The sequence below is a fragment of the Streptomyces sp. NPDC086989 genome (assembly GCF_044745505.1).
Taxonomy (GTDB): Bacteria; Actinomycetota; Actinomycetes; order Streptomycetales; family Streptomycetaceae; genus Streptomyces.
On the sequence record NZ_JBIVAL010000025.1, the window covers coordinates 14,960 to 38,371 of the forward strand.

Consider the following 23,412-nt stretch of genomic DNA (forward strand, 5'->3'; position numbering starts at 1 on the left):
GTATCCTCCAGCCGCGAGCGGCTCCCAAGCATCGAAGGGATGATGCCTCTGCCTGCGGCGGATGGCCTTGGGCAGCTCCTAATTCGGCCTGGAGGGTTGGGTTCGGGTTTGATGGGGTGGTTGTAGAGGTTGGCGAGTGGGCGGGGCATATGGTTTGGGAGGGGTGGTGTGCTGGGGTGGAGAGGACAGGAGGACAGGGGGTGGGAGGACCCTGACCGTCAACAATGGCATGGGCGAGGGCATCGACGTGGCCCCTGACCAGCACGTCCTCGGGGAGGACGGCGCCGCCGTCCACCTGCGGTGAGCGTGGGCGGCGACCGCTTGGGCGTCCGCTTCGCGGCGGGCGCGTACGCCCACGTCTTCCTCCAGGCCAGACGGGCCAAACGCCTCACCCTGGCCGCCGAGATGCAGTTGCCAGCTGCTGCCCGGACGCGCATCGGGGCAGGTGCGAACGGAGACGCACGTCTTCGACGCACCCCGAACCGATGCTCGGCCGCCGCTTCCCGCCACGGCGGGACCCGGCACACCACCTGCCGGGAAACCGGGAATGAAACCCGAGAAGAACCCGGAACAAAAACCTCCCACCCCCACATGCGCCGGCACCCAGCCTGAGAGCGCCGACAGCACCCCCACGCCGACTGCGAACGCCAAGGCCACGGCGTTACTCCGCACCCTGAGCCAGGCCGAGGCCCGGCTTGCCCTTTCACCGGCCGACATCGCGAGCCTCACACCGCTGGCCGAACCGTGGCTGGCCACCGGCCTGACCCTGGCCACCATCCGCGCAACGCTCACGGCAGGCCTGCCGACAGCCATTCACTCACCCAAGGCCCTCATCGCCGACCGCCTGCAACGCAAACTCCCCGACCGCACGCCCGACCCCACACCCAACCACCACCAACGGCTGACGGAATGCGCGCGCTGCCGAGACCCACTGCCCCGAACCAGCACGTCCCCCAACTGCGCCGCGTGCACCCCACCGCCCAGCGACCCACCCGATCACCAGTCCCAACGCCCTGACTTCGGACCTCTGCACGACCGTGTAAATGCCCTGCGCACTTTGCTGAGCGCGGGTGTACCGCCAGTCGGCCTGCCCCTGTGACTGCCTTGTCGGCTGCTCGTCGACACCCATTCCTGGGGCCGGCGCCCCCACTGACCGGTTGACGGCGTCGGCAGCCGCCTGGACATCGGGCGGCCACCGGACACCGTCTGGCTGCCTGGACGGCGGATGACGCCGGCGCCCCCTGTTCGTAGCGGCGGTGGAGTCGGCGGCAGCCGGCGAGCCGGGCCATGGTCCGTTCTATGGTCCATCGGTGGCGTCCGAGTCGCTGCGAGGACTCGATGCCCTTGCGGGCGATGCGGTGCTCGATGCCGCGCTGACGTAACCATTTCCGCAGGTGGGTGTAGTCGTAGCCCTTGTCTGCGTGGAGCTTGGCGGGCTTGCGCCGGCGGGGTCCGCGGCGAGAGCGGATGGGCGGGATGCCACGCACGGGGGGTTCGAGTGCCTGGCTGTCGTGCAGGTTCGCTCCTGAGATGCCGACGGACGGGGGCAGACCCGTTCGCTCGGTGAGCAAGTGGATCTTCGATCCGAACTTGCCCCGATCGACAGGATGCGGACCTGTCAGGTCCCCCTTTTCAGAGCCCGCATGTTGACGGAGTCGATCGCACAGCGGGACCAGTCCAGCTCGCCGCGAGCGCCGAGCTCGTCGAGGACCAGGCGGTGGAGCTTGGCCCACACCCTGGCCTTCGTCCACTCGGAGAACCGCCGGTGGGCTGTCACCCCCGACGGCCCGAACGATGACGCGGGCAGCTGCTGCCACGTGCAGCCCGAGGTGGCGATGAAGACGATCGCGGCCAGTACTTCGCAGTCACCATGCCGTCGCGGCCACCGCCTTGAGGCCGCGACGGCGCCTCCGGCACCACCCGCTGGAACAGCTCCCCCAACTCATCCGGCACCAGCCGCTCAACAATTCCCGGCACAACCGCCAGCCTCCCCAGGCATCCAAATGAGATGACTTCTTATCCTGCTTTCCCCGCGCCCGCGAACTCGTCCTGGGTCCGATCGCACCCCGGAGGCGGCCCTGCAACGTCGTACGTTCACCGCTCGGACCGAAGCGGGGTGGTGGCGGGTGGCGCCAGGTAGTCCTCGAGGGACATGGAGTCGTGCAGGCGTGCGGTTCTGGTGGTTAGCCGCAGCAGTGTGCGGCCGGGCCCTGCGGGCAAGGCGGAGATCAGTCGGGCGCCGTGCGCCAGTGCGCGCACGCCCAGGCGGGAGGTGGGGATGAGGGTCTTCGCCGCGCTGAGCGCGGCGGCCCGGCTGCCCCTCACGTGCTGTGCCATTACCCGCTCGTAGGCGGGGAAGGCCCGCTCGTGGTCACCGCCCGCGCGTGCCAGTTCCCCGGCGAGGACGTAGGCCCCGACAACGGCGAGGCTCGTGCTGCCGCCCACGGCCGGGCCAGGGGAGTAGCCGGCATCGCCCACGAGCGTCACGCACCCCCTGGACCAGGTGTCCATGCGGAGTTGGGTTATCGAGTTGAAGTAGAAGCCTGGGGTCCGGTTGAGGCCGTCCAGCCAGGAGTCGACGTCGGGGTGCATGCCGGTGAATGCGGCGTGCAGGAGCTGCTTTTGCCGGGCCAGGTCGTGGTGGTGGTAGTCGAGCTGGTGCTCGCTTCGGAAGAGGAACAGCGCTCGTGCGTCGCCCAGGTGGCGGGCGCCGTACATGCCGGCCGTGCGGCCCACGCCGGTGTGCATGACGAGCTCGCGGTCGAGACCGGCGAGGTTCGGCAGGACCAATACCCCGAGGTAGGCCCCGAGGAAGGCTGTGTAGCGGGACTCGTCGCCGAAGACGAGGCGGCGCACGGTGGAGTGGAGTCCGTCCGCGCCGACGACGAGGTCGAAGCGCCGCGGCGGGGCGTTCTCGAACTGAACCCGGCCGTCGGGGGAGATGCTGGTGACCGAGTCGCCGAAGACGTACTCGACATGCTCCGCTGTCAGGTCGTAGTAGATCTCGCTCAGGTGGTCGCGCATGATCTCGACGTGCCGCTCGGAGGCGGCGCTGAAGATCTTTGTGAGGTCCGCCCGTACAGGACGCCGCGCCCCTTCCTGGTAGACGGCCATTCGGCTCGTGCCGGTGGCCCGCTCCTCGATCCGGGGCAGAGCGCCCATTCTCTGCGAGACGTCTATGGCGGGCCGGAACAGGTCGACCGCGTGCCCGCCGGTTCTGCGCGGGGTCGGCGCGCGCTCTACGACGGTGACACGGAAGCCGTGTCGGGTGAGCCAGTGGGCCAGGACCGGACCGGCGATGCCGGCGCCGGAGACCAGGATCCGCATGACGCTTCCTCCTTTTCCTTCAGTCCACCCGCGCCGGGCGCGGCGCGGTGAATGCCAGCAGCGATCCGGCCGTCCGCTGCGGATCCTCCAGCAGCGGCGAGTGCCCGAGACCGGGCAGCAACTCGACCTGGGCGCCCGGGACCTTGAGGTAGTCGGCCGCGGAGGAGGACCGCCATCGGCGGTCGGCCTCGCCGAAGAGGACCAGGAGGGGCTTGCCCAGGACCGTCAGCCGGTTGGGCAGCGGCTGCTCCTGGAGGTAGGAGCGGATGGCATGCGTCGTCGTGGCGAGCGTGTGGAGGGTCATGCCGCGCACGTCGTCGAGGAGGACCTCCGGAATCTGGTATCCCGGGCGGCTGACGGCGGTGGAGGCGAACGCACGGAGTTGCTCGTCGGTCGGCGGCCATTGTGCGAGGTCCACAGCCGCGGTCTCCGGTGCGCGCAGGGCGTCCAGGGCGGGGCCGGTGTTGATGAGCGCGAGCGCGCTGACCAGAGCGGGGCGTTGTTCGGCGAGGGCGGTGGCGACGACGCCACCGCTGGAGTGGCCGACGGCCACGGCGTGTTCGACGCCGAGCCGGTCCAGCACCATGCCGGCGCGGCGTGCCTGGTCCGGGACCCCGTAGCCGCTCCTGGCCGGCCGGGCCGATCGGCCGTGCCCCAGCAGGTCGATCCGGATGACGCGGTGGGCCCCGGTCAGTAGCGGTGCCATCGCGTCCCACGAGCGCGTCGAGGACGCGGACCCGTGGACGAGTAGGAGCGCAGGCGCACCGCGCGGACCGTCCTGACGTACGTGGATGTCGCCGTCGTCCAGCGACACGATCGAACCCCCGTCGGCCGCGCCGCGCCCGCGCACGGACGGGTCTTGCTCAGAAACAGTCATGCCCCCACTGTCGCCATCGCGCGCGCCGGTGGATTGGACGAATGTTCCCGCCGAACCCGTCCTAGCATGGATCGATGCAGACGTTCGCGCACGGTGCGGCTCAGTGGCATGTCGCGTGCCCGAGGAAACCCAGCCGGGTGCCGGGTGTGTCCATGGCCGGGTTCGACGTGCGCGACCTGACGGCGCTTCGGATCGTCCCGCACCCCGCCGTGACCCTGCTCGTCGAGTTCGGCGAGGGCACGTCCGTCATCGACTGCGCTGCAGGGCGGCAGCAGCGGGGAAGCGTTGTCGCAGGAATGGGCCTCGGGTCCGGCGGAGCGGTCCGGGCGCGGGGTAGGGACGTCGTGTGCGTGCAGGTCCGCCTGTCCCCGGTGCTCGCCCACGCGGTCCTGGGCGCCTCTCCCGCCGAACTCAAGGACGCCGTCGTACCACTGGAGGACCTCTGGGGCCGTGAGGTGACTCGGATCCGCGAGCAACTCGCCGACGCCCCGTCATGGCAGGACCGCTTCGCGCTGACGGACATGCTGCTGGCCCGCCGGTTCGAGACGGGGCCGACGCCGGACCCTGAAGTGGCATGGGCCTGGCACCGCATCGTCGCTAGCCGCGGCGTGGCCCGGGTCGACGCGCTGGCGGACGAGGTCGGCTGGAGCCGAAAGCAGCTGTGGTCCCGCTTCCGCGCACAGCTCGGCCTGCCTCCCAAGCGCGCCGCGAAGCTGGTCCGCTTCGACCACGCCGCCCATCGCCTGGTCGCGGGCGAAGGAGCGGCATGCGTGGCGGCCGACACCGGGTACGCCGACCAGTCCCACCTGCACCGGGACGTCATGACCTTCACCGGCGCGACACCCACGACCGTCGCCGGTGAGCCCTTCCTCGCCGTCGACGGCCTGGCCTGGCCCCCGGACCCGGCGGCCGCCCCCCGCCCGGCGCGGGGCCCGCGGCACGGTCGGCGGATGCGGGACTGACCATAGGGTCGGACCGCAGACGTGTTGCCAAAGTCCACCGTCGCATCGGATGTTGATCCTGCCGATCTTGCATCGGGCAGATCACGGCGGCCGGCGACCAGGGCGCGGGCCGGGAGAAGGGGCACCAGGATGGGTGAGCGGTGGCTGGAACGGATCGACCTGGGCGGGTCCCGTACACTGACGCGGTCGCGCAGATGCAGCAGTGGGTCCGCCAGAGGCAGGAGGGCACGATCCGAGATCGGCTCGTGCTCCTGACGCACCCCGCCGTGATCACCTACGGTGCCCGGACACCCCACCAGGAGCTTCCCCAGGACACAGCGATCCCCCTGGTCGAAGTGGACCGCGGCGGCCAGGCCACCTACCACGGCCCCGGACAGCTGATCGGCTACCTCGTGGCGAACCTCCGCGAGCGCGGTCCCGCCGACATCGTCCGCTGGATGGAGAACGGCCTGATCAGCGCCCTGCACTCGCTCGGATTCCCCGCGGTGCGCCGCGAGACCCCGCCGCGCCAGCAGAGCCTGGTGGGCGTATGGACACCCGGGCACGAGAAGCTCGCCTCCATCGGCATGCGGATCCGCGGGGGAGTGACCAGCCACGGCTTCGCCCTGAACATCACCCCTGACCTGGACGCCTTCACCGCGTTCACCGCGTGCGGCCTGCCCGGGGTGCGAATGACCTCCCTGGAACGCATGGCAGCTTCCCTAGGCCGCCCCGTCCCCTCGCAGGAGCAGGCACGGGACGCCGTGGCCGAAGCCCTGGGCGCGCCCCCGCCTGACGTCGTCGGAGCCGTGGACCGCGACACCACCGTTCGTGCGTCGTTGACCACTGATTCCATTGAAGTGGGTTCATTCTGGGTGTCCGCGGCGATGAACGAGACGGCGTGATCGCGACGGTGGCCGTGTAGGAACCCATGCCGACCGACGACCGGGACTGGGTGCTGGATGCCGCCGCGAGCGTGCCCGGCGTGCACGGTGCCCACCACCTTGTCGATCCCGCTACGGGTAACGGACTGTCCATTTCGTTCTTCGAGGACGAAGCTGCGGCCCACGCTGCACGAGAGGCGGTCGAGAGGCGTGCCGAGGAGATCGCCTGGAACAACGCCCCCCATCCGGCTCCCGCCTCGCACGCGATCTATGAAGTGGTTCGGCACGTGTAGTCCGGAGCCCGAGAGGGCTGCCGAACGGGAGGCCAGGACTGCCGCAACAGGCCGCGACAGCCACGTGACGTGCGCGGCGAGCAGGCAGCCGGAGCGGAACGGTCAGCGACGGCGGCAGCGCCCACTTAGCGGGGGTGGTTCAGGACCAGTCGCAGGCCTTGCCGTCGCCGTCGCGGTCGAGACCCGAGCGGTATCCGGGCTGGCCGCGATAGATCGGTGCCCTGCCCGCAGCGCGGACCGCGTGGCAGTTCTTGTAGTACGCCGATCCGCCCGAGCCGCCACCCGATGGGCAGCCGTCCGACGGGACCTCCAGGACGGCCCTGTGGTCCCTCACCTCCACCGGCACTGACTTCGCAGGTCCGGTCATGAGCTGGGACAGCGCGGGCTGCCTCAGCTGGAACTGGATCTCCAGCGACCTCGCCTGAGCACCTTCTCGCCCGCCCACGGGCCCACGAACGACCCGGCCAGGACGGCGACCGCCGTCCTGGCCGTCGGTGCACCACTGCGTCCTGACCACGGCTGGCCCTGGGAACCAACGGGGTGGGCCCGACCTGGAAGATGCGGCGCGGCCGAGGGCCGAGGACGAAGACGTCAGTCGGCGTGGGTGAGTGAACGAAGGTCGGCATCCAGCACGCGGATCAGCTCACCGACCCGTCCGCCGCCACTCGGCGCCGTCGGGAAGCGTTTGAGGACGTCCACGACGGTGGGTGTCGCTCGACGAACCATCCGCTCGAGATGGTCGATACCAACGCTCCGATCGTCGTCGGCGACGAGTTCGGCCGCTCTGGCCGCGTGGGCTCCAGCTCCGAGAATGTGCTTGACCTGCGTGGCTTTGGCCAGTGGATGCAGGTAGGCGGCGCCTGCCGCGGACATCGCTGCCCGGGCCGCCTCCTGCGCGGCCGTGGTGTCTGCGCTCTTGGCCGCCTTGAGCGCCGCCCACGCAGTGTCGCGCAGAGCCTTCCCCCGCTCACCACCTCGAGCGAACTCCCAAGCGGCCCCGATGGCGTCCCGAGGCCGCGCGTCATCCGGCTGATCGCCCTCGAACACCTCGAGCACCGTTTCCGCGCACGCCGCAGCGAACGCGGTCACTTCACGAAGGTCCTGCCTACTCAGAGCGATCTCGACCTCTTCCCCTGCCATGACCCCATCCTCACCCATTGCCCAGCACAAGCACCCGGTCCCCCGAAAGCCGTAGCGCCCCCTGCGACCTGCCGATTCAAGGTGACGGCGACTGTGCCGGCACCACACCCGCGTCCCCCTTCGCGAGGAGGCACCCGTTGCTAGTGTCGGATCATGGAACCCGAAGCCACGATGCCGCTCGTCGAGTGGACCGCCCGCAACGCAGCGCCACTTGCCGCCTCCGGCGCCGATGCCCCCGTTGACGACCTGTCGGCTTTGAGCCGTCTAATCGGCAGTGCACGCGTGGTAGCCCTGGGGGAGAGCTCCCACCAGATACGAGAGTACGGACTCTTACGCGACCGCATGCTGCGCTTCCTCATCCAGGAGCACGGATTCACCGTCTACGCGGCGGAACTCGCAACCGTCTCCGGTCGGGCCCTCGACGCATGGACGCGAGGTGCCGACACAGACCTCGATGTCTTGCTCACCCCCAACGCTGGAGGCTATCCGGCCCAGTCGGCGGAAGGCCGCGACACCCTGCGTTGGCTGCGTGCCCACAATGCCGCGGCGACGTGCCCCGTTCAGGTCGTCGGACTCGACATCCCTGCCGCAGGCGGTTCACTGGCTCCGGTCCTCGAACTGGTGGCCACTCGTCTCGCCGCCATCGACCCCCGCGCAGCTCGCTACGCCCGAGCTGCCCTCGAACTTTCAGAGCCACTCGCAGGAGGCTCGGGCTTCACTGCGGCCCAGGCGCGTCTCGGACTGGACGCCACGCTCCAGGACCGCCTTTCGACGGTGCTGGGCCAACTGCTCAACCGCGTTACGGTGATGCGCGAGGTGTACATCGACTCGGCGGGCCCTGCACTGTACGAGGACGTGGTCGACGACGTCTGGGCAGCGTGGCGCACGGACCAGATGCAGCGCGCGATGGCCGCGCTGTTCGAGGGGAACCCCGATGCCGCTGACCTCTCCGCCCGCGACCGCCACCTCGCCGACAGCCTGCTCAACCTCCTCGACCGATCCGCTCCCGACACCCGCGTCGTGCTGGTCGCGCACAACGCCCACATCCAACGCACGGTCAATCCCGAGGGCACGCCCCTGCCCCGTGTCCCCATGGGACACGTCCTCGCCCGGCGGCTCGGCCAGGACTACGTCTCGATGGCGATGACCAGCGGCGGCGGCACAACCGTGCAGAACGTGGTTGATCCGGCACACCCGGCAGGCATGCGCCAGGGCGCCACGGACGCCCCCGCACCGGTACCCGCCAGCGTGGAGGCGCTCTTCGCGGACACGCCAGCGGCCCCCAGCCTGGTCGACACCCGAGCCATGCGCGCGCACGCACGCCGGCACCACCTGCCGGAGCCGACCCGGATCCGCATGGACGACGGCTTTCTGCCCGTACCGGTCCTGGACGCCTACGACGCAATCGTCCACGTTCCCCGTACCACGCTCAGCGCAGACCTCGCGGGGTGAGCGACTTGCTCCGTTCACACTGGAGCCGGACCTGGTCGCAGCCGCCGAGCAGCAATTGCCCGGTGGCCCGGTCCTCGACGGCGAGCTCCTCGTCTGGGACGTCGCTGCGCACCGGCTGTCGTTCGAGGGGATGCAGCACCGGGCCGCCCCCCGCCCGCGGCGCCGCCGCGTGGCCGGCGTAGTTCGTTGCGTTCGACGTCCTCCAGGAAGACGGCATGGAGCTACTCACCCTGCCCCACTCCGACCGCCGCGCCCTCTTCTCCAACCACGCCCTGACCACCCCATGGACCCTGTGCCCGATGACCACCGACCTGGCCCAGGCCCGGGAACTGGCTCGAGTCCGGGACCGCCATCTCCGTCGTCGCGGGCATGAACACCCGCTACCTGCCCGGCTACCGCGGCCGGACCAAGATAGGAAGACGGGACTCGGCAGAGGCGATCATCGGCGCCGTCACCGGCACCCTGACACGCCCCCAGTTCCTCGTCCTCGGCCGCCACGACCCAAACGGCCGGCTGCGCGCGGTCGGCCGGACCGTACCGCTGCGCCCGGACGTCTCCCGCCAGGTCGGCGAGCACCTCGCCGCGGCCGGTCCCGGTCACCCTTTCGAGGGGGTGCGGTTCACCTCGACGTGGGGGAGCCGCGACGTCCTGGACGTGGTGCTCGTCCACCCGGACCTGGTAGCGGAGGTCAGCGCGTACAGGGCGGTTGACCTGGGCGTTTTCCGGCGCCCGCTGACGTTCCAGCGGATCCGCCTGGACGTGACCGCGGAGGACGTCCCGGCCTTCGGCGAGGGCCCGGCCGTGACCGGCTGACCGCCCGTCCCGTGCTGACGAACGGGTCCTTCGGGGCCGGCACCGAAGGGTGCCGGCCCCCGTTTCGTGTCCCCCGCAGGGGTGAATCCTGCCCTCGCGTACGCGTAGGCGGCTTGTGCGGTGCGCTTCCAACTCGCCCCAGAATCAGGGCTATTAGTGATAAGCGGGAACTTTCGGCATGTTTCCGGCGCTGCCCGATGGTCGGGCCGGTCGATGTGCGATCGGAGTGCGATTCATGGCGCGTTCGGTACGTGAGAGCTACGACGAGGGACAGGCCGCGGGCCGGCTGCGGGTGCCGTTGGCGGGCTGGCGGTGGGCGACCGGTACGGGCCTGGTCCCGCCGGCCGAGGCTGGCCCTGGCCTGTGGTCGCGGGCGGTGGTGGAGGCCGTCGACCCGGAGCAGGTGCGCGCGGCCCTGCGGGGTCCGATCGGTGCCGGGATGGCGGCGGACCGGCTGACGCAGGCCCTGGGGGAGTCGTTGCGGTGCCGGCCGGGTGACTGCGGCGGCGGTCGGCCACCTCGCCGGGGCCGGCTTGCTAGTCCGCCTCGGCGGGACGCCGAGTTCCCCGACGTCCACCCGGACCAGGTGGCCGCCCTCGGCCGCCGCCGGGACCTGCCGGTTCTACTCGACCTGCACGTCCCCCTCGGCCCGGACCGGGCCGCGCGGCGCCTCGGCGTCCGGCGCGTCGACTTCGATCAGGTGGTCAGGCTCGGTTGGGCGCCGCCATAGCAGCGGGTAATCCTTCGGGGGCTTCCCAGGACACCCTCTTCTGACCCCACCTCCGGTAACAGTTGGTACCCGGGTTCGAGTAGTTGCGGTACAGAGAGTGCCGCTGAGATTGATCGTGTAAGACCGCAAGATCGCCCCATGGCCCCTTTTGGGCTTACCTCGGCGATACCCCATACGGGGCGGGCGCTCAGGCGCAGTCGAGGAGGTGGTTGCAGGTGTTGGTGCCGCTGGGGAGGTCGCTCTCACTGTTCAGGATGTAGAAGCCGTACTTTGCCGGAAGCACGATCATCGTCTGATACTGCATCCTGCTGTCGTCCCCGACCACGTGATGCCTGAGGGAGTAGAAGAGGTTACCGCTGAGATTCGGGGACTTCATCACCCGGTAGTTTCGGGTCTCCGATGCGAAGCCCGTCACCGGAAGCACCGCATTCTTCCACTTCGTCACGTCCGCAGTGATTTTCTGCTGCTTCTCATATCCTTCGAGGTCGCGCAACGCCTGGGCGGCGCAATGGGACATGTGGATGTGCAACTGCTCTTGCCTGCGGGCCTGTTTGGAGTTGATGCCCAGTCCGGCCGCGCCCGGTTGACTGAAGTAGTGGGGGATCCTGCCTTGCGCGGCAGACCAGTAGTCGGTAGCGCCGCTGGCCCAGATCTTGGGGCACTCGATCCCTTTGAGACGCTCCGTCGGAACCAGTTGAAAGTCCGTCGTGCTTCCCTTACGGCCCGCCATCACGCCCCAACGGCTTTCCACTTCCAGGCAGGGTCCGGGCTGTTTCAGGACACACGCCTGGATTTCCTCCCAGAGGTGTCCGCCGTCCGTTTGGCTGCCGCAGTCGTCGCCGAGAGGATCGGCGCTGGGAGCGTTCTCCTGATTGTTCGTGGACATGGCATACCTCCGCCCCTGTGGAGTCGTCCGAGAGCCTGCTGTGTGCGGGATCGGCTGAGTTCAGGATCCCTCCGATATTGAAAAGATAACCAGTCAGGTGAGCCAATCACCCGCAGGGTGCAGCTGTGACGCCCTCGGGCAGCGTGCCGTTCGAGAGGAGAGTTCCCGTCTCGTGCGCTCCTTCCCCCGCCCTCGCTGGCCGGGAGGTGTCAGACGCGGGGCCGCGGTGGACGCCGAGGAACATCCCAGCCGCCTGGTCTCCTGGCCCGCGGACGCCGACGCCATCCCCTGCCCCCGCCGAGTCCGCATCCAGCGGCCGGACGACCCGGTCACCCCAACGCCAACCGGACCGTGATCAATCTCAGCGGCACTTTCTGTACTGCAACGACTCACACCCGGTGAGCCCCGCCGTTCAGGGAAACTGAAGCTCGTTCAGTGGGAACTCCGGGGTCGGTCCGTGTGCCGCGCACCTCGACTTCTCCCGCGAGCACGTCCGCAAGCAGCTCATCAGCCGTCGACCAGTAGGCCGGACAGACCAGCAGCACAACAAGGCCCCCGTTCCACCGGATGACTCCGGTGGAACGGGGCCTTTTGCGTTTCCGGCACTCGGCCGATCAGCTCCTCGGGGGTACGGCGAAGGCGGCGCCCCAGGCGGTCATCGCCCGGTCGAACATGTCCACCGCGCCGGGCTGGCCGGCGATCAGCATGATGACGCCGACGATGAAGAAGGAGACGCCCAGCATGATCAAGGCGGGCCGGCGGTACACGGCGCTGCGGTCCAGGGCGCGGCGACGGGCCTGGCGCCGAGAGGGTGGACACAGGTTTCGCCGTGCTAATCCAGTAGTCGCCGATGGCGCTTCCGGCGCGGGTCAGCCCGAGCAGGGCGGCGAAGACGGCGGGACGGTGCATGCTGGGGTTCTCCTGATGGTGTCGCGCTCCCGGTAGGAAGGTGAGGCCAAACCCAAATTGCACCCGCGAGTCGGATGTCTCGGTCGACTGGTGTGACTGAGACAGTCCCAGGATCGTCCTGGTGGGTGAAGGCATGAACTGCATTAGAGCTTTCGCGGCCCCCGTTGAGCAGCTTGAATCTCCTCGAGCCTCATCCACCGGACCTGCCACTGACGCACGTCGCCGTTCAAGGCTCTGACGATGGCATAGAGAGAATCCCACCTCGGTAGGCGCTTGCCGTTGAACACCTCGGAGAGCGCCGACATGCTGACGGTGGCGGGGAGTGTGTCGTCGTCCTGGATCTGGGTCGAGAGCTGACGGAGGCTCGGTGCTCCAGCCCGCACTCGAAGATCGCGCAGCAGCGCCGTGCTGTCCTCCACCGCGGCTACAACGCACGTCAGGCCGGCTATGATGCGTGCCGCCCCGCGTTCCACCGTCGCGACCGGCAAGGGCAACCCGTTCAAGATCGGCGGCCTCAAGGACCTCGCCGACAGCAAGATCAAGGTCGTGCTGGCCGCGCCCGAGGTCCCAGTGCGCCGCTACAGCAAGCAGATCCTCGACGCGCAGAAGATCGAGGTCAAGCCGGTCTCCCAGGAGCCCAACGTGCGCGCCGTGCTGAGCAAGGTGGAGCTGGGCGAGGCGGACGCCGGTCTGGTCTACAGGACCGACACCCTCAAGTCCGGTGACAAGGTCGCCGTCGTGGACATCCCGGACGAGCAGAACGCGGTGGCTTCCTACCCGGCCGCCTCGCTCAAGGGTTCCAAGAACGCCGAGGCGGCGGCTGCGTTCATCGCCTGGCTGGGCACGCCGGACGCGCAGAAGATCCTTCAGGATGCCGGCTTCCAGAAGCCGTAACCTCATGCCTCTCCGACAGGGCCGCCCCCATGGGGCGGCCCTGTCGGCGTGTTCGCCCGTCCGGCTGCTTCCTCCGCCGGGCGGCCTTCGCCCGTCCCGGCTCGAGGCCCCGCACGTTCGTGTCCGCGGGAGGACCCTCTGCCTTCGGGGCGACCCTATCCCGGTGGGTGAGGCGCGGGTGGAACCGACTACTCCGACATGGTGGCATCTGCAAGGAAGTTAACGAGAAGTAGCAGTAGATGCGGCCTGTCTCGCTGGCTATAGTCCGCATGTGCGATGAGCCGTGGTCAGGCTTCGACGTCCCGGAGCACCCGTAAATCCCCTGCCGTCCCCATCCCGCGACCCGGGCTGGGGCGGTGGCGATGTCCGTCTGTCGGCGAGACCCCCGTGGACGTCACCTCTGCGCTCCGCTCAGATCCCCCCGCGCCCCCGACTCGCGGCTGCTGACATGCGGTCCGCCTGCAACGGGACAGTGCCAGCCGCAGGCGAGCACAGGCTCCTCGCATCACGATCCGTTCTGCGCGTTCGTCCGCGAAGGACGAACCCAGCCCGAAAGAGGGAGACTTCCCATGAGGTTGACAGGTCTGCGGCGCGTCGGCGCGAAGAAGGCCCTGGTTGTAAGTGCCCTCCTGATCCTCGTGGCACCCGGGACCGCGTACGCCAACACCGCGGCGGTGACCGTGGAGACGCCCGGCGCCACCTCGGGCCCGGCCGCCGCGTTCTCCGAGATCTCCACTTCCGCCCACTGCGAAAGCGGGCTGATCTCCGGTGGCGGCATCGACCAGGCCATCGGTACGGGAACCTCCTCCAACGGCAACAAGGTCAACGGCACTGCGCCCAGCCCCAACGGCAGCACCGAGTACACCGGCTCGACCGGCGTGGTGGGCACCGACGTGACCTACTGGCTCGGCATCGGCGGCAGCGGCGGCGCGGTCAACGCCTCGTTCTCCAGCACCCCGTACGCCATGTGTTTCACCAGCGACCTGATCGACCACACCCAGGTGGTCATGAACAAGACTGCCGGCCCCACCACCAGCGGGACCGTGGCCCTCGTCACCGCGACCTGCCCGGCGGGCACGCGCCTGATCGGCGGCGGCGCACGCATCACGCCCGCGAGCGTCGGCAGCCTCAAGCCCATCGCCAGCTTCCCCACGTTCAACGACTCGGCGCACAGCTACGGCCAGAAGGCCGCGGCCAACAGTGAGACGAACCCGGACTCCTGGTCGTCGGTCGGCTGGAACGGAGGCGGCGGCAACAGCAACAACACCACCTACGCGTACGCCATCTGCAGCGGCAACAACATCGACGTCAGCGGCGCGACCGTGACGGTCCGCCACAGCGAGGTGAGCGGCCCGACCGCGGCCACCGCGGGCCAGAAGGTCACCGTCGGCTGCAGCGAGAGCGACGGGAAGCTGGTGAGCGGAGGCGCCGCGATCAGCGGGGGCAACGTGACGACCACCAACTTCTCCGGCCCGGGCTCGGTCGGCGACCACCTCAACGGCAGCTACCCCAGCGACTCGGGCGGCAACGCCGTGAGCGACGGAACCACCACCGCCGCCTACTGGACGGCGTACACCCACACCGGCGCGGGCAGCTCCCCGAACACCTACTCCGACGCCTGGGCGCTCTGCGCCGACGACGGCGTCTGAGCGACGCCCCACCCCAGTCCTCCCTCGTACCGACGGGACACTCATTGAGCACCTTCACGTCCAGGATGCTGAGGGCGGCAGGTCTGACCGGCCTCGTGGCCGCCCTGCTGACTCCGCTGTCCGCCAACGCCGAGCAAAGCGAGGCCGACACCCCCTGCGGGACCGGCGGCCTCTTCACCGCGTCACCGCCCAGCTGCACCTACGCCACGCCCGGCACCGACACCTTCACCGTCCCCGCCGGGGTGTCGGCCGTCAGCGTCGACCTCAACGGCGCCGAGGGCGGCAGCGCGGCCGGCTTCGTCACCCCCAACCCGCCCAACACAGGAGCATCCGGCGGCCTCGGCGGACGCACCCGCGCAACGCTGCCGGTGACCGTCGGCCACGACCTCCAGATCACCGTCGGGGCGGCCGGCATCCCCGGCTCCTCGCTCCGCGGCGAATACGCCCGTCCTGGCGGCCTCGGCCACGGGGCCGGTGGTGGTGGCGCCCACGGCGGCGGAGGCTCGGGCGGCGGCGCCTCGGACCTCCGTACCGGCGCCTTCGGGAAGGACGACCGGCTGCTGGTGGCCGGTGGAGGAGGCGGGGCCGGCAACGGCGGCTCCCTGCTCCGCGGCGGCAACGGCGGCGGACTCGTCGCCGAAGCCGGAGGCCAGGGCGGCGGGCCGGAAGGGTCCGGCGTCGGAGGAGGCGGCGCTTCGCAGACCGCGCACGGCACGGGCAGCCCCAACTCCGCCGCGGGCGGCCCCGGGATCGCCGGCAGCGACACCGACCCGAACACAGGACTGGCCAACGCCGGCAGCGGCGGCCCTGGCGGCAACGGCGCCCGCGGCGGGAACGGCGGCGGGGGAGGGGGCGGTGGCTACTTCGGCGGCGGAGGCGGCTCCGGCGGCGGCAACCCCGGCAACTTCTACGGCGCCGGCGGGGGCGGGGGCAGCAGCTACGCCGCGCACTCCTTGCGCGATGCGGTGCTGGACGCCGGGGTCAACCGGGGCAACGGCAAGGCAGTGGTCTCCTTCCGCTACGACACCACCCTCGCCCTCGCCACGGACACCGCCACCCCGCTCTTCGGCCACGACGTCACCGTCACCGCGACGGTGTCCTCGGCGGCCCGGACACCCTCGGCACCCAGCGGGACGGTGAACTTCTTCGAAGGCCAGGTCGCCTTGGGCGCCGCGCCGCTCATCGACGGCCGGGCCAGCCTCACCACCGCCGGACTCCGGCCCGGCGCCAATGCCCTCACCGCCACCTACAGCGGCGACGGGAACTTCACCGCGAGCGAGTCGAACGGCCCCGCCGAACTCACGGTGGGCTTCAGCCAGCCGTGCATCACCGGGGCCCGCACGGGCGCCTTGACGGTGGCAGCGGGGCAGTCGCTCTGCCTTGCCGCGGGTGCGGTCCAGACCGGACCGGTCACAGTGGAACTCGGCGGAGCGCTGGCCCTCGCCGGAGCGGAGATCAACGGACGCCTCAGCGCGGACCGGGCCCGTGCCCTGCGCCTGTGCGGCTCACGCCTCGCCGGCGCGGTCACCGCGGAGGGGACGAGCGGCCACGTACTGGTCGGATCGGCAACCCCCGCAATGGTCTGTGCCGGCAACACGGTCGTGGGTCCCTTGACCTTGGCCGAGAACACCGGCGGTCTGGAAGTCGGCGCGAACACTCTGACCGGTCAGGTGAGGATCAACGGGAACAGCGGCAGCGGTCTGCCGCCGGCCCAGGCGGCGCCTTCCTTCAGCCACAACCGCCTCACCGGACCCCTGCGCTGCGAAGGCAACGCGCCGGAACTGCGCCAGGAGGCCAACGAGGTGCAGGGCCCGCGCTCCGGCCAGTGTCGCTGAACCGCCTTGTTCGTGCGTCCTGACCGGCAAGGGCCAGGACGTACGAGCCCCGGTTGAGACAGAGGCCTCCCCGACTCCGCGCGGCTAAGGGGCGGTTGCCCGTCCGCTCGTCATCGGCCCGAGAGGCTGCCCATCGAACGGCAGACCCTCGGGCCGCACGCGTCAGGTCGAGCGAGCATGGGCCAGTGGCGTCAGGCGCACTGCAAGGCGGCGTACAGGTCGAGCTTGTGGTCCAGCCGGGACAGGTCGCGCCCGGTGAGCACCTCCACGCGCTCGATCCTGTAATGCACCGTGTTCACGTGCAGGTGGAGTGCCTCGGCGGTCCGGGCCCACGAGCAGTTGTGGGCCAGGAACACCTCCAGCGTCTGGCGCAGTATCCCGTCCCGCAGGGCCCCGAGCGTCCGTGTTCCGAACACCTGGCGCACCTCCGCGGGCACCCCCGCGAGCAGCTCCGCCAGCGTCGACAGGTGCTCCACACCACGAACCGGTTCCTGACGGTCGGCGGCCGTCAGCGCGAACCGGGCCTGCCGCGACGAGGCAGCGAGCTGTTCGGCGGTGTCCGCCCGCGCGCCCGCTCCCACACACAGGTCGGCCTCCGGGCCGGCGCACGCCTGCACCAAGGCCCACGCCGTACGGAGGCGGCCCAGGACGTCAGGCCCGTCGACCGCGCCCTCGAACAGCACGGCGGTCGATTCACCGACGGCCGCCGGAACGTCGGGGAGGTGGCCGAGAGCCTCCGCCAGCGCATCTCCGGAGGTTGCCGCGACCACCCGGTACGGGCCGCCGAGCGGCAAGCCGGCCGTGGTCAGCGCCTCGTCCAGCAGCCCCGGCTCCCAGGCGCCTTCCAGCAGCCGGACCAGGTCCTGTCCGGCGGACCTGGCCGCCGCGGCTGCGGCGGCCTGTCCGTCCCGCAACTGCGCGAGTACCCCGGCGATTTCGTGGAGCACGCGGGGCGGTGCCGCATCGGCGTCCGGAACGTGCAGGTACCAGGCGTCGTAGGGTGAGCTGTCAGCTTTGACGTGCAGCGAGAGCCCGCTGCGGGCCGAGGCGGGATGCCCGGGTGCGATCGGCGGGGCCGATGCGGTACGGGCCAGCGTGCGGCCGCTGGCGGTGAGCAGGTAGCACGGCACCCGGCCTAGGTGCGCACAGGCCCGGTCCAGGAGTTCGTCCGGCTCGGCTCCCCGCTCCAGCAGCCTTCCCAGCTCCGCGCGTACGTTCTCCGGCAGTGCGAAGAGCCGGTTGCGGCGGCGGCTCAGGTCCCCCCACTGCCGCAGGTAGACGGCCTCGGTGACCGTCCGGAAGCTGGTCCGCGCGGGCACCGCGACCACCGGCAGCCGATGAGCGCGGCACGCCTTCACGACTTCCTCGGGCACGTGGCCGTGGGTCTCCTCGCCGGCCAGCAGCGCGGCGGCCCCGGCATCCGCCAGCGCGGCGACGAAGCGATCGGCCTTGCCGGGGGAGTGGTGCGTCCACCACACCAGGCCGCTCAACACGAGCTCGCCGGGGCCCAGGAAGCGGCTGGGGTCCTCCAGATCCGTGGCGGTGACCCCGTTGACCTCCTGGCCGAGAAGTAGCTCCTCCCCCCACAGGAGGGTGAGGCCGAGGTCGTCGGACTCCAGCAGTTCGAGGAGGTGCATGACGGGAAACTCCCTACGGATCGTGCTCCTCGTTCGCAAGGTGAACAAGGGCGTCATCATCGTAAATGCAAGGCTGACAGCAGAAAAGCCTCTTGGTTGATTCACCAAAGCAGTGGCGTCTCCGGTGGGCGATTCCGTGTCCCGCACCAGTCGTGGCAGGCATGCGGCGGTTGCTTCACTGACGTGCGACCCGTGCAGAGTCCGCGCATCCAGGAAGGTCGGTGGCGTGAATTGGACCTCAACACCGTGCTCGACGTACGCGACGCCCGTCGGCGGGAGCCGTGGCGGCCCGGTGACGCCTGGCTCGGCGGCGGCACGTACCTGTTCTCCGAGCCGCAGCCTCACATCCGCCGCCTGATCGACCTGTCGCGGATGGGCTGGCCATCGCTGACCCGGCAGCCCGACGGCTCCCTCGACATCGCCGCCACGTGCACCATCGCAGAGCTCCACCGCCTCGGCCGGTCCCTGACGGAGCCCGTCGGCCCGCTGTTGGTCCAGTGCTGCCGGGCCTTCCTGGCCGGCTTCAAGATCTGGAACATGGCGACCGTCGGCGGGAATCTCTGCAACGGCCTGCCCGCCGGACCGATGATCTCGCTGACCGCCGCCCTCGACGGCGAAGTCTTCCTGCAGGGTCAGGACGGCGCCACCCGCAGTCTGCCTGTCACCCGCTTCGTCCTCGGCGCGGGGGTGAAGGACCTACGCGAGGGCGAACTCCTCCGCTCCATCCACCTCCCCGCCCGCGCACTGGGCTTCCGCACCGCCTTCCGCCAGGCGTCGCTCTACGGCCTCGGGCGCTCCGCCGCCCTCGTCATCGGCACGGTGGACCCGCATGACGGATCTCTGGCCGTCACGGTCACCGCTGCCACCACCCGCCCCTTCCGCCTCTGGTTCCCGCTGCCCCCACCGCCACCGAGCTGCGCGCGGCCATCGACCGGGCCGTCAGCCCCAGCGAATGGTTCGACGACATCCACGGCCTGCCCGACTGGCGCCGGCACATGGCCCTGCGCCTGGCCGAGGAGATCCGCCGCGAACTCACCTTCGACCGCAAGGAATCCCCATGAGCCTCGACACCACCCCGCGCTTCCGCATCGAGGTGAACCGGCAACCCTTCGACACTGCCCCCAGGCCCGGCCAGTGCTTGCGCACCTACCTCCGTGAACAAGGCTGGTTCGGCGTGAAGAAGGGATGCGACCAGGGCGACTGCGGCGCCTGCACCGTCCACGTCGACGGCCGCCCGGTCCACAGCTGCCTCTACCCGGCCGTACGAGCCGACGGCCGCTCCGTCACCACCGTCGAAGGCCTGGCCCACCCCGACGGCGAACTCCATCCCGTCCAGCAGAAGTTCCTCGACGCCCAGGGCTTCCAGTGCGGCTTCTGCACGGCAGGCTTCCTCATGACCACCGCGGCCCTGGAGGCAGAGGCCAGCACCGCTGACGACGACGGCAAGCTCGACGACCTGCCCCGGGCCTTCAAGAACAACCTCTGCCGCTGCACCGGCTACCGCGCCATCGAGGACGCCGTCCGAGGCGTCAAGCACACCGAACGTCCCTGCGCGGGCCAGGCCGTCGGCCGCAGCCCCGGCGCCCCGGCCGGACCCCAGGTCGTCACGGGCACCGCCCGCTACACCTTCGACGTCGACGTCCCCGGCGTGCTGCACATGAAGCTCCTGCGCTCACCCCACCCGCACGCCCGGATCGTCTCCATCGACACCACCGAAGCCCTCTCCGTCCCCGGCGTACGGGCTGTCCTCACCCATCACGACGCCCCCGAGCGCCTGTACTCCTCCGCCCGCCACGAGCACCCCACCGAGGACCCGGACGACACCCGCGTCCTGGACGACACGGTCCGCTACGTCGGCCAGCGGGTGGCCGCCGTCGTCGCCGACAGCGAGCAAGCCGCCGAGGAAGGCTGCCGCAGGGTCGCCGTCACCTATGAGGAACTGCCGTACGTCCTCGATCCCGAGGAGGCGATGCGCCCCGGCGCTCCCGTGATCCACGACAAGAGCCCCGCCTCGCGCATCGCCCGGCCCGAGAACAACGTCGTCGGCGAGGTCCACGGCGAAGCCGGATCCGTGGACGAAGGATTCGCCCAGGCCGACGTTGTCTACGAGGAGACCTTCCACACCCAGCGGGTGCAGCACGCGAGCCTCGAAACCCACGGCTGCGTCGCCTACTTCGAACCCCGCCAGGACGGCACCGGCGAACGGCTCACCGTCCGCTCCTCCACCCAGACGCCCTTCCTGACCCGCCGGGCCCTGTGCACGCTGTACGACCTGGACGAGGACGACGTCCGCGTCGTGGCCGGCCGGGTCGGCGGCGGGTTCGGCGGCAAGCAGGAGATGCTCACCGAGGACATCGTCGTCCTCGCCGCGCTCAAGCTGCGCCGGCCGGTGAAGCTCGAGTACACCCGCGCCGAGCAGTTCTACGGCGCGACCACCCGCCACCCCTTCAAGATCACCGTCAAGGCCGGCGCCCGGGCCGATGGCACCCTCACCGCTCTCCGGATGCGCGTGGTCTCCAACACCGGCGCGTACGGCAACCACGGTCCGGCCGTGATGTTCCACAGCGTCGGCGAGTCCTTCGCCGTCTACCGGGCCCCGCACAAGAAGGTCGAGGCGTACTCCGTCTACACCAACTGCGTCCCCGCCGGCGCCTTCCGCGGCTACGGCCTCGGCCAGGTCACCTTCGCCCTCGAATCCACCATGGACGAACTCGCCCGCCGCCTCGGCATCGACCCGCTCGCCTTCCGGGAGCAGAACGTCATCGGCCCCGGCGACCACATGGTCAGCCCGATCGGCGACGAGGAGGACCTGCACATCGCCTCGTACGGACTGGGGCAGTGCATGGACATCGTCCGCATCGCCATCGCCGAGGACACCAGCCACCGCGACGTCCCCGAGGGATGGCTCACCGGCCAGGGCGCGGCGGTCGCGATGATCGCCACCGGTCCTCCCGGCGGACACTTCGCGGACGCCCGCGTCTCACTTCTGGAGGACGGCACCTACGACATCGCCGTCGGCACCGCCGAGTTCGGCAACGGCACCACCACCGTCCACAAGCAGATCACGGCAGGCGCCCTGAACACCACGGTGGACCGGATCCGCATCCGCCAGTCCGACACGGACGTGGTCCGCCACGACACCGGCGCCTTCGGCTCCGCCGGCACGGTCGTGGCGGGCAAAGCAGTACTGCTGGCGGCCGGCTCCCTGGCGCAGCGCCTGCGGACCTTCGCCGCCCGCCACACGGGCACCGCGCGGCACCTGTGCACGCTCTCGACCGAAGGCTTCGACTGCGCCGGCCGGACCGTCACCCTGAAGGAACTGTACGAGGCCGCCCACGCCCGGGGCTCCGAGGGCGAACTGACGGCCGAGGGCCACTGGGGCGGCTCGCCCCGGTCCGTTGCCTTCAACGCCCAGTGGTTCCGCATCGCCGTCGACCCGGGCACCGGCGAGTTGAGGATCCTGCGCAGCGTGCACGCTGCGGACGCGGGCAAGGTCATGAACCCCATGCAATGCCGGGGCCAGGTCGAGGGCGGCGTGGCCCAGGCACTCGGCGCGACACTGTTCGAGAACGTACGCCTCGACGAACGTGGCGAAGTGACCACCGCCGCCTTCCGCCGCTACCGTCTCCCGCAGTACGCCGACGTCCCCCGAACCGAGGTGCACTTCATGGAGACCACGGACGCGATCGGCCCGCTCGGCGCCAAGTCCATGAGCGAAAGCCCCTTCAACCCCGTCGCCCCCGCCTTCGCCAACGCACTGCGCGACGCCACGGGCATCCGCTTCACCGAACTGCCCCTCACCCGCGACGTCATCTGGCAGAAGATGCGATCCCAAAACGGCCATTAGCCCAGGATTTGCAACCGGGTTACTGACCGAGCTGGTGGCGCGGTTGCCGGTGCCCAGCTGGCCGTGGACGCCGCGGCCCTAGGCGTAGACCTTGCCGTTCTCCAGCAGGGCCAGGCTGAAGTCGCAGCCGGCGGAGATCTGCTTGACCTTGGGCATGCCCGGGACCAGCCCGGGGACGCCTCGGGAGTCGCCGGTGTGGTTGTTGCCGAGCTGCCCGTAGGCGTTGTCCCCCCAGGAGTACACCTGCCCGGACGTGTCCAGGGCGAGGGCGTGCCTGCCGCCGGCGGCGATGTCCTTGATGTGGCTCAGCCCGGGGACGGAGGTGGGCACGCTCTGGTTGCTGGTGCCGCCGTTACCGAGCTGGCCGGACGAGCCGTGTCCCCATGCCTTGACCGTGCTGCGGGTGCGGGCCAGTGCGAAGGAGTCGGCGCTGGAGGTGCCGCCGGCGGAGATCTGGTCGACGTCCGACCGGGCCAGGCCGGTCACGGGGGTGGGGCTGAGGCTGTCTGCGGTGGTGCCGTTGCCGAGTTGGCCGGTTCGACCGGCTCCCCAGCTCAGCACGGGCGCCCCGCTGGCTGAGGACGCGGCGGATGCCGGACTCACTGGCGCGAGCGCGAGGCCGGCGGCCACAACCAAGGTGAGCAGGACAGGGGATCGACGCATGCGGGCGGTCCTCTCGTGATCACGTGCGGGGCTGCGCGTGCGGCCCCGCACGTGATCACGATGCGCAGCCGGACGGACCTACAGGATTCAGGGCGTGACGCACTCGAACGCCGCCCTTTCCCCACCCAAGTGGGACATCCTCAGCTGCTCCCGTTCGGGGAACGGGCACCCTGACCGTTCCCCGAACGGAATCATCAAGGCTCCGATTCCGCACTGGCGGCCCGTGACCTGCTGTTACGGCGTTCAGAAACAGGCACTCACTCCGGCATCCCGAGGGCGGTGTCGGGGCGGCAGTGCGGGCAGGCGGGTATCCCCTCGGCCAGCGCTCGGCGCGTCTGGTTGGTGTCGATGGGGGTGCAGCGTTTTCGGCTGTCCCAGCAGCCCCCGGCGTGGACGCGGACCGGCAGCCGGCCCGCGCCGATGCCGCGCTCGATCAGCCACGCGGGAGGCTCGGTCGGAGGTCTGCGCCGCGCGGCGAGGGCCTCGCGCTCCTCCGCCGTGTTCAGTGCCCGCTCGGCGCGGCCGAGCTCGCCGCGCAGGTACGTGACGACGGTGCGCAGGCGCGGGAGGTCGGGCGGGAGTCCGGACACTGCTCAGCCCCCGTACTGCGCCTGCCGTGCTGCCTTGCACGCCGC

Annotated in this window: 20 protein-coding genes and 3 pseudogenes; 12 read left to right on the forward strand and 11 right to left on the reverse strand. The window is 70.4% G+C overall.

The window, feature by feature from the left end:
• The first annotated feature begins 547 nt into the window (after window positions 1-547).
• Window positions 548-1,099, forward strand: coding sequence for a hypothetical protein (locus tag ACIPK4_RS36555; protein WP_402321382.1), 552 nt, complete (start codon window positions 548-550; stop codon window positions 1,097-1,099).
• 118 nt (window positions 1,100-1,217) lie between these two features.
• Here the strand turns inward: ACIPK4_RS36555 and ACIPK4_RS36560 are convergent.
• The 3 genes and pseudogenes from ACIPK4_RS36560 to ACIPK4_RS36570 form a co-directional block, all read right to left on the reverse strand.
• Window positions 1,218-1,977: pseudogene (locus ACIPK4_RS36560) on the reverse strand (IS5 family transposase); the annotation flags it as partial.
• A 117-nt stretch (window positions 1,978-2,094) separates the two neighbouring features.
• Complete coding sequence (locus tag ACIPK4_RS36565) at window positions 2,095-3,327, reverse strand: FAD-dependent monooxygenase (protein ID WP_402321282.1); 1,233 nt, start codon at window positions 3,325-3,327, stop codon at window positions 2,095-2,097.
• A gap of 19 nt (window positions 3,328-3,346) precedes the next feature.
• Window positions 3,347-4,204 carry an alpha/beta fold hydrolase gene (locus ACIPK4_RS36570; protein WP_402321284.1) on the reverse strand — a complete coding sequence of 286 codons (858 nt, stop codon included), beginning with the start codon at window positions 4,202-4,204 and terminating at the stop codon, window positions 3,347-3,349.
• Window positions 4,205-4,278: 74 nt separating this feature from the next.
• Here ACIPK4_RS36570 and ACIPK4_RS36575 point away from each other — a divergent pair, with 74 nt between their 5' ends.
• The 3 genes from ACIPK4_RS36575 to ACIPK4_RS36585 all read left to right on the forward strand — a co-directional run bounded on the left by ACIPK4_RS36575 (window position 4,279) and on the right by ACIPK4_RS36585 (window position 6,322).
• The gene (locus ACIPK4_RS36575) at window positions 4,279-5,166 is read left to right on the forward strand and encodes a helix-turn-helix domain-containing protein (RefSeq protein WP_402321287.1); all 888 of its coding nucleotides are present in this window, start codon (window positions 4,279-4,281) and stop codon (window positions 5,164-5,166) included.
• Between the two features lie 194 nt (window positions 5,167-5,360).
• Window positions 5,361-6,050 (forward strand): lipoyl(octanoyl) transferase LipB, encoded by a 690-nt coding sequence (lipB, locus tag ACIPK4_RS36580; RefSeq protein WP_402321289.1) that lies wholly within the window; start codon window positions 5,361-5,363, stop codon window positions 6,048-6,050.
• A gap of 26 nt (window positions 6,051-6,076) precedes the next feature.
• Window positions 6,077-6,322: a hypothetical protein gene (locus ACIPK4_RS36585; RefSeq protein WP_402321291.1), complete on the forward strand. Its 246-nt coding sequence runs from the start codon at window positions 6,077-6,079 to the stop codon at window positions 6,320-6,322.
• Between the two features lie 139 nt (window positions 6,323-6,461).
• On the opposite strand, the gene ACIPK4_RS36590 is transcribed toward ACIPK4_RS36585, so the two are convergent.
• Entirely contained in the window at window positions 6,462-6,656 is a 195-nt protein-coding gene (locus tag ACIPK4_RS36590) for an excalibur calcium-binding domain-containing protein (protein WP_402321294.1), read from the reverse strand.
• Between the two features lie 257 nt (window positions 6,657-6,913).
• The gene (locus ACIPK4_RS36595) at window positions 6,914-7,462 is read right to left on the reverse strand and encodes a putative immunity protein (RefSeq protein WP_402321297.1); all 549 of its coding nucleotides are present in this window, start codon (window positions 7,460-7,462) and stop codon (window positions 6,914-6,916) included.
• A gap of 153 nt (window positions 7,463-7,615) precedes the next feature.
• Between ACIPK4_RS36595 and ACIPK4_RS36600 the strand changes: the two genes are divergently transcribed.
• Window positions 7,616-8,914 (forward strand): erythromycin esterase family protein, encoded by a 1,299-nt coding sequence (locus ACIPK4_RS36600; protein WP_402321300.1) that lies wholly within the window; start codon window positions 7,616-7,618, stop codon window positions 8,912-8,914.
• On the opposite strand, the gene ACIPK4_RS36605 is transcribed toward ACIPK4_RS36600, so the two are convergent.
• Window positions 8,892-9,131: a hypothetical protein gene (locus tag ACIPK4_RS36605; RefSeq protein WP_402321303.1), complete on the reverse strand. Its 240-nt coding sequence runs from the start codon at window positions 9,129-9,131 to the stop codon at window positions 8,892-8,894. The genes ACIPK4_RS36600 and ACIPK4_RS36605 overlap by 23 nt on opposite strands.
• A gap of 152 nt (window positions 9,132-9,283) precedes the next feature.
• Here ACIPK4_RS36605 and ACIPK4_RS36610 point away from each other — a divergent pair, with 152 nt between their 5' ends.
• Together ACIPK4_RS36610 and ACIPK4_RS36615 are read left to right on the forward strand one after the other, a co-directional pair.
• Window positions 9,284-9,727, forward strand: coding sequence for a hypothetical protein (locus tag ACIPK4_RS36610; RefSeq protein WP_402321306.1), 444 nt, complete (start codon window positions 9,284-9,286; stop codon window positions 9,725-9,727).
• A gap of 235 nt (window positions 9,728-9,962) precedes the next feature.
• Window positions 9,963-10,457, forward strand: coding sequence for a hypothetical protein (locus ACIPK4_RS36615; protein ID WP_402321308.1), 495 nt, complete (start codon window positions 9,963-9,965; stop codon window positions 10,455-10,457).
• Window positions 10,458-10,644: 187 nt separating this feature from the next.
• Here ACIPK4_RS36615 and ACIPK4_RS36620 read toward each other — a convergent pair whose 3' ends face one another.
• Together ACIPK4_RS36620 and ACIPK4_RS36625 are read right to left on the reverse strand one after the other, a co-directional pair.
• On the reverse strand, window positions 10,645-11,343 hold the full coding sequence (locus ACIPK4_RS36620; RefSeq protein WP_402321311.1) for a CDP-diacylglycerol diphosphatase: 699 nt from the start codon (window positions 11,341-11,343) through the stop codon (window positions 10,645-10,647).
• Window positions 11,344-11,957: 614 nt separating this feature from the next.
• Entirely contained in the window at window positions 11,958-12,110 is a 153-nt protein-coding gene (locus ACIPK4_RS36625; RefSeq protein ID WP_402321314.1) for a hypothetical protein, read from the reverse strand.
• 619 nt (window positions 12,111-12,729) lie between these two features.
• On the opposite strand from ACIPK4_RS36625, the pseudogene modA reads away from it, so the two are divergent.
• From modA to ACIPK4_RS36640, 3 genes and pseudogenes are all read left to right on the forward strand, one after another.
• A pseudogene (modA, locus tag ACIPK4_RS36630) lies at window positions 12,730-13,146 on the forward strand (molybdate ABC transporter substrate-binding protein); the annotation flags it as partial.
• A 569-nt stretch (window positions 13,147-13,715) separates the two neighbouring features.
• Window positions 13,716-14,795 carry a hypothetical protein gene (locus tag ACIPK4_RS36635; RefSeq protein WP_402321317.1) on the forward strand — a complete coding sequence of 360 codons (1,080 nt, stop codon included), beginning with the start codon at window positions 13,716-13,718 and terminating at the stop codon, window positions 14,793-14,795.
• Between the two features lie 44 nt (window positions 14,796-14,839).
• On the forward strand, window positions 14,840-16,630 hold the full coding sequence (locus ACIPK4_RS36640; protein WP_402321320.1) for an Ig-like domain-containing protein: 1,791 nt from the start codon (window positions 14,840-14,842) through the stop codon (window positions 16,628-16,630).
• Window positions 16,631-16,821: 191 nt separating this feature from the next.
• On the opposite strand, the gene ACIPK4_RS36645 is transcribed toward ACIPK4_RS36640, so the two are convergent.
• The gene (locus ACIPK4_RS36645) at window positions 16,822-18,267 is read right to left on the reverse strand and encodes a PucR family transcriptional regulator ligand-binding domain-containing protein (protein WP_402321323.1); all 1,446 of its coding nucleotides are present in this window, start codon (window positions 18,265-18,267) and stop codon (window positions 16,822-16,824) included.
• A 231-nt stretch (window positions 18,268-18,498) separates the two neighbouring features.
• On the opposite strand from ACIPK4_RS36645, the pseudogene ACIPK4_RS36650 reads away from it, so the two are divergent.
• Window positions 18,499-19,328 (forward strand): annotated as a pseudogene (locus ACIPK4_RS36650) (FAD binding domain-containing protein).
• Window positions 19,325-22,114, forward strand: a complete 2,790-nt coding sequence (locus ACIPK4_RS36655) for a molybdopterin-dependent oxidoreductase (protein ID WP_402321326.1) — start codon at window positions 19,325-19,327, stop codon at window positions 22,112-22,114. The pseudogene ACIPK4_RS36650 and the gene ACIPK4_RS36655 overlap by 4 nt, the downstream one beginning before the upstream one ends.
• Window positions 22,115-22,192: 78 nt before the next feature.
• On the opposite strand, the gene ACIPK4_RS36660 is transcribed toward ACIPK4_RS36655, so the two are convergent.
• Both ACIPK4_RS36660 and ACIPK4_RS36665 read right to left on the reverse strand, forming a co-directional pair.
• Complete coding sequence (locus ACIPK4_RS36660) at window positions 22,193-22,777, reverse strand: RCC1 domain-containing protein (RefSeq protein ID WP_402321329.1); 585 nt, start codon at window positions 22,775-22,777, stop codon at window positions 22,193-22,195.
• 257 nt (window positions 22,778-23,034) lie between these two features.
• A complete protein-coding gene (locus ACIPK4_RS36665) occupies window positions 23,035-23,367 on the reverse strand; it encodes a DUF6233 domain-containing protein (protein WP_402321331.1) in 333 nt (110 codons plus the stop codon).
• Between the last annotated feature and the right edge of the window lie 45 nt (window positions 23,368-23,412).

What these genes read in the sequence shown, in the direction of transcription:
- ACIPK4_RS36555 (WP_402321382.1), top strand. Translation starts at nt 548, where the DNA reads ATGAAACCCGAGAAGAACCCGGAACAAAAACCTCCCACCCCCACATGC.
- ACIPK4_RS36565 (WP_402321282.1), bottom strand. Translation starts at nt 3,327, where the DNA reads ATGCGGATCCTGGTCTCCGGCGCCGGCATCGCCGGTCCGGTCCTGGCC.
- ACIPK4_RS36570 (WP_402321284.1), bottom strand. Translation starts at nt 4,204, where the DNA reads ATGACTGTTTCTGAGCAAGACCCGTCCGTGCGCGGGCGCGGCGCGGCC.
- ACIPK4_RS36575 (WP_402321287.1), top strand. Translation starts at nt 4,279, where the DNA reads ATGCAGACGTTCGCGCACGGTGCGGCTCAGTGGCATGTCGCGTGCCCG.
- lipB (WP_402321289.1), top strand. Translation starts at nt 5,361, where the DNA reads ATGCAGCAGTGGGTCCGCCAGAGGCAGGAGGGCACGATCCGAGATCGG.
- ACIPK4_RS36585 (WP_402321291.1), top strand. Translation starts at nt 6,077, where the DNA reads ATGCCGACCGACGACCGGGACTGGGTGCTGGATGCCGCCGCGAGCGTG.
- ACIPK4_RS36595 (WP_402321297.1), bottom strand. Translation starts at nt 7,462, where the DNA reads ATGGCAGGGGAAGAGGTCGAGATCGCTCTGAGTAGGCAGGACCTTCGT.
- ACIPK4_RS36600 (WP_402321300.1), top strand. Translation starts at nt 7,616, where the DNA reads ATGGAACCCGAAGCCACGATGCCGCTCGTCGAGTGGACCGCCCGCAAC.
- ACIPK4_RS36605 (WP_402321303.1), bottom strand. Translation starts at nt 9,131, where the DNA reads ATGCCGTCTTCCTGGAGGACGTCGAACGCAACGAACTACGCCGGCCAC.
- ACIPK4_RS36610 (WP_402321306.1), top strand. Translation starts at nt 9,284, where the DNA reads ATGAACACCCGCTACCTGCCCGGCTACCGCGGCCGGACCAAGATAGGA.
- ACIPK4_RS36615 (WP_402321308.1), top strand. Translation starts at nt 9,963, where the DNA reads ATGGCGCGTTCGGTACGTGAGAGCTACGACGAGGGACAGGCCGCGGGC.
- ACIPK4_RS36620 (WP_402321311.1), bottom strand. Translation starts at nt 11,343, where the DNA reads ATGTCCACGAACAATCAGGAGAACGCTCCCAGCGCCGATCCTCTCGGC.
- ACIPK4_RS36635 (WP_402321317.1), top strand. Translation starts at nt 13,716, where the DNA reads ATGAGGTTGACAGGTCTGCGGCGCGTCGGCGCGAAGAAGGCCCTGGTT.
- ACIPK4_RS36645 (WP_402321323.1), bottom strand. Translation starts at nt 18,267, where the DNA reads ATGCACCTCCTCGAACTGCTGGAGTCCGACGACCTCGGCCTCACCCTC.
- ACIPK4_RS36655 (WP_402321326.1), top strand. Translation starts at nt 19,325, where the DNA reads ATGAGCCTCGACACCACCCCGCGCTTCCGCATCGAGGTGAACCGGCAA.
- ACIPK4_RS36660 (WP_402321329.1), bottom strand. Translation starts at nt 22,777, where the DNA reads ATGCGTCGATCCCCTGTCCTGCTCACCTTGGTTGTGGCCGCCGGCCTC.